Origin of the sequence: Kitasatospora sp. NPDC059571, from assembly GCF_042735675.1 — a bacterium.
Taxonomy (GTDB): Bacteria; Actinomycetota; Actinomycetes; order Streptomycetales; family Streptomycetaceae; genus Kitasatospora.
Window position 1 is genome coordinate 25,400 of record NZ_JBHWBW010000044.1, and the last position, 3,842, is coordinate 29,241.

5 protein-coding genes are annotated in these 3,842 nt (G+C 70.4%); 3 read left to right on the plus strand and 2 right to left on the minus strand.

The window, feature by feature from the left end; all coding sequences use genetic code 11:
- Positions 1-136 precede the first annotated feature (136 nt).
- Positions 137-505 (plus strand): MerR family transcriptional regulator, encoded by a 369-nt coding sequence (locus ACFV0G_RS08160; protein WP_380543519.1) that lies wholly within the window; start codon positions 137-139, stop codon positions 503-505.
- Here the strand turns inward: ACFV0G_RS08160 and ACFV0G_RS08165 are convergent.
- Both ACFV0G_RS08165 and ACFV0G_RS08170 read right to left on the minus strand, forming a co-directional pair.
- Positions 450-920: a hypothetical protein gene (locus tag ACFV0G_RS08165; protein WP_380543522.1), complete on the minus strand. Its 471-nt coding sequence runs from the start codon at positions 918-920 to the stop codon at positions 450-452. The two genes, ACFV0G_RS08160 and ACFV0G_RS08165, sit on opposite strands and share 56 nt — an antisense overlap.
- A gap of 242 nt (positions 921-1,162) precedes the next feature.
- On the minus strand, positions 1,163-1,993 hold the full coding sequence (locus ACFV0G_RS08170) for an oxidoreductase (protein ID WP_380543525.1): 831 nt from the start codon (positions 1,991-1,993) through the stop codon (positions 1,163-1,165).
- Positions 1,994-2,085: 92 nt separating this feature from the next.
- On the opposite strand from ACFV0G_RS08170, the gene ACFV0G_RS08175 reads away from it, so the two are divergent.
- Both ACFV0G_RS08175 and ACFV0G_RS08180 read left to right on the plus strand, forming a co-directional pair.
- On the plus strand, positions 2,086-2,664 hold the full coding sequence (locus ACFV0G_RS08175; RefSeq protein ID WP_380543528.1) for a TetR family transcriptional regulator: 579 nt from the start codon (positions 2,086-2,088) through the stop codon (positions 2,662-2,664).
- Positions 2,665-3,633: 969 nt separating this feature from the next.
- Positions 3,634-3,837 (plus strand): cold-shock protein, encoded by a 204-nt coding sequence (locus ACFV0G_RS08180; protein WP_030918248.1) that lies wholly within the window; start codon positions 3,634-3,636, stop codon positions 3,835-3,837.
- Positions 3,838-3,842 lie beyond the last annotated feature (5 nt).

Consider the following 3,842-nt stretch of genomic DNA (forward strand, 5'->3'; position numbering starts at 1 on the left):
GCCACCCGGCGCTGCTGGGCTACGACCTGTTCAACGAGCCGTTCGGCCCCCGCGACCGGGTCCCCGCCGCCCCCGCCCGGCGCGCCGCCCCCCCCCCCCCTCGACGCGTCCCCCGGCCCCGACACGAAGAGGTGCAGTGACCACGGCAACCATCCGACCGCACACCCCCGAGACCCCCGACCGCCAGGACCGGCTCGACGACGACGACTACCCCGCCTACACCATGGGACGCGCCGCAGAGATGACCGGCACCACACCCGGTTTCCTACGTGCCCTCGGCGAGCACGGACTCATCACCCCACTGCGCTCCGACGGCGGTCACCGCCGCTACTCCCGCTACCAGCTGCGCATCGCCATGCGCGCCCGCGACCTCGTCGACCAGGGCACCCCGATCGAGGCGGCCTGTCGCATCATCATCCTCGAAGACCAACTCGACGAAGCCCTGCGTATCAACGAACAGCTCCGCCGCTCCCCGCGCGGCCAGGAACCCACCGCCGACACCTGACCGCCCGCCCGACCGCCTCGGCCGCCAGGAGGTCCGCGGTGAGCGGATGCCGCTTGCCGCAGGCCGCCCCGGGAACGGGACCAAGCGGCCCCGCCGCCCCGAGCGCGAGCCGGAGCAGTCCAGGGGTGCAGCAATGCGCCGGTCCGGCCCCCGGCCGGACCGGCGAAGGCCGAGCGGTCTCCGGCAGGTCGAGGGGGCGGCCCTGGATCGAGTGGACGGTGCGGGTGTTGGCCCGATCGAGCCACTCGGCCAGCTGCTGGCTGAAGCCCGGCTGCGAAGCGAACTGACGGCCCGGCAGGAACGAGGTCTCCAGGAACTGGTTGTTCCGCTCGACCAGGCCCTTGTATTCCGGATCGCGGGGCGGCGCGAGCTTGATGTCGACCGGGTCGATACCGACGTACTCCGGCCTGGTCACGGCCAGTCCCTTCGTCAGCGGCGATATGGGTGGGCCCAGCCGATCCGCTCGGCGATCACCGGCCCCGGCATCCTGGGGCACTCGTTGAGCAGGGCCCGGAGCACCCAGTCCTCCACTTTCAGCACCTTCTGGCTTGATCCATGGTTGGGACAGCGCGTGGGCGAGTCCGGGAAGCGCAGGACGGACCGGGATGGATCGAACACCTCACCAGGTCCGTCGCAACCCTGTGCCTCCCGGGCGGTTCAGCGGGGGAGGCCGACGGCGCGGGAGATGACGGTGTCGAAGGCGCGGTCGGGCAGGATGCGGCGCAGGGCGATCAGGGGGCGGGCTCCGAAGCCGGTGGCGTAGCGGGTCTTGGGGCGGCGGGCGGTGACGGCCTTGGCGATGGCGTCGGCGATGACGGAGGGCGGGGAGTTGCGCTCGGCGTTGGCCTCCGAGCGCAGGGAGGAGGCGACCGCCGTGGCTTGCGCGGTGTAGGCGCCGTTGGTGGAGGACTTCTCCAGCTTGTCGGCGGCGATGGCGCCCCATTCGGTGGCGATGCCGCCGGGTTCGATGACGACGACGTCGATGCCGAAGGGCTTGGCCTCCAGGCGCAGGCAGTCGCTGAGGGCTTCGAGGGCGAACTTGGTGCCGTGGTACCAGCCGCCGAGCGGCGTGTAGATCTTCCCGCCCATGGAGGTGACGTTGACGACGGTGCCGGCGCGCTGGGCGCGCATGTGGGGCAGGACGAGCTGGATCAGGCGGACGGCGCCGAAGACGTTGACCTCGAACTGGTAGCGGGCCTCGTCCAAGGGGACGTCCTCCAGGGCGCCGTAGGAGCCGTATCCGGCGATGTTGGCCAGCACATCGATCCGACCGGCCTCGGCGACGATCTTCTCGACGCCGGCCTGCATCGACGCGTCGTCGGTGACGTCCATCGCGAGCGGGCGTATGCCGAGCTCGGCGAGCTCGGCGAGTCGGTCGGTGCGGCGGGCGGCGCCGTAGACGGTGTAGCCGAGTGCCTGCAGCTTGAGGGCGGTGGCTTGGCCGATGCCGGAGGAGGCACCGGTGACGAGGGCGGTCTTGGCGGGCATGGCGGGGTCCTCACGGTTAAGATGAACTCAGGTTCACTATCTATCCTGAACCAGAGTTCACCTTGAGGCAAGTGGAAGGGCAGGCACCTCCCGTGACCCAGGCCAGGGCGCCGCGCGCCGACGCGGTCCGCAACCGTAAGAAGATCCTCGCCGCTGCCGGTGGGGAGATCACCGCCCACGGCCCCGATGTGGGGATGGACGAGATAGCCGCCGCTGCGGGCGTAGCCGTGGGCACCCTGTACCGGCACTTCCCCACCAAGACCGACCTGGTCGCCGCCGTCGTCACCGAGTACGTCACCCGCGTCGCCGACGACGCCGAGGCCGCGCTCGCCCGCGTAGCCGACGGCACCGGCCGCGCCCTCGACGAACTCACCGCGTTCCTCGGCCGTGTCGTCGAGCAGTCCGTTACCGACCGCGCCGTCAAGGCCGCCGCTCAGACCCTCGGGGCGCAGCCGGGCGACCGCGCTGACGAGGACCGCGCGGGCTCGGCCGTTGCCGGCCTCATCCGTGCCGGGCAGGCGGAAGGTGACATCCATGCGGACGTCACCGTCGATGACATCTATCTGCTGTTCTCCACCGCGCCTACCGACCAGCCACCCGCCGCCCGCGTCCGCTGGCTCGCCCTCGTCACCCCCGGGCTGACCGCACAAGCCCGAAAGGCGGAGAGCTGACACCCGGCGTGCTCCCATGTCGTGCCGGGCAGTGAGGTCGCCTCAGGCCAACGGGGTCAACTTTCAGGAACCGACCGGGGGCCATTTGAGCCTGCCTGCGGTCCGGCTGTGCGGACGCGTGGCCGGCGGCTTCCCGCCCGCTGCGGTTGGGTCCGCACCCGCACCCGCACCCGCGGGCCGTCAGGTCAGTCTCCCGCTCCGCGGACGCACCCCGGCCGCGCCGCAAGGAGCCCCGGTGGGGGCCGTCCCCGCACGCGCCCGCCTCCACACCCGCGACACCGGCACCCGCCTCCACCTGCTCAACCCCACCGCATCGGTCGCAGCCCTGCTGCGCCGTACCGGCGGCCGGTGCTGTGCGCCAGCCCGGGTCTTGAGGCGATGGCCCCCGAGGTGGGGGATCCGGCGGTGGGGTAGGCCGGAAGGGCTCGGCGCACTGCTGCCGATTTCGGCATTCTTTCCACTGTGCGCCGGAAATCGGGAGAGCGTCCCCTTGACGACAGGTGCATGCGATGAGGCGTCATTGGACTCGTCCCGCTCGCTGTCTCCCCCTGTATCCGCTGTTGCCGATGGTGGGGGTGACAGGGGGGCCGGGCCGCCGTGGCGGGGGTTCCTGCGATACCCGCCCCAGGTCCGTCCGTGTCGCGCTTCCATGTGGCCATCGCGCGGACGGACACCTGGCCGTGCCGTCAACAAGCATGCGCGCAAGATGTGTTGATGCCCGTGGTGATTCGGTCGTGACGGCTCCGAGAAGGGATCCGGCGGGCCGGGGGCGAAATATCCGCCGTGATCGGCCGCGCCCTGCTAGACTCGTCCTAGTTGCAGTAGTGGTTCCCATGAACTTTGTGTGCGCCTGCTGATGTATCGCAGGCGCATTTTTGTTTCCCGGCTCTTCCCCGGGTGGGTGCTCATCGCGGCGACTCGAAGCGCGCGCTGTGCGGGCTTCGGACAGCCCCTTGAAGGAGACTTTTTATGGCCAATGGCACTGTGAAGTGGTTCAATGCGGAAAAGGGCTTCGGCTTCATCGAGCAGGAGGGCGGCGGTCCGGACGTGTTCGCCCACTACTCGAACATCAACGCCAACGGTTTCCGCGAGCTGCTCGAGGGCCAGAAGGTCGAGTTCGACGTCACGCAGGGCCAGAAGGGCCCGCAGGCGGAGAACATTCGTCCGCTGTAGTTCTT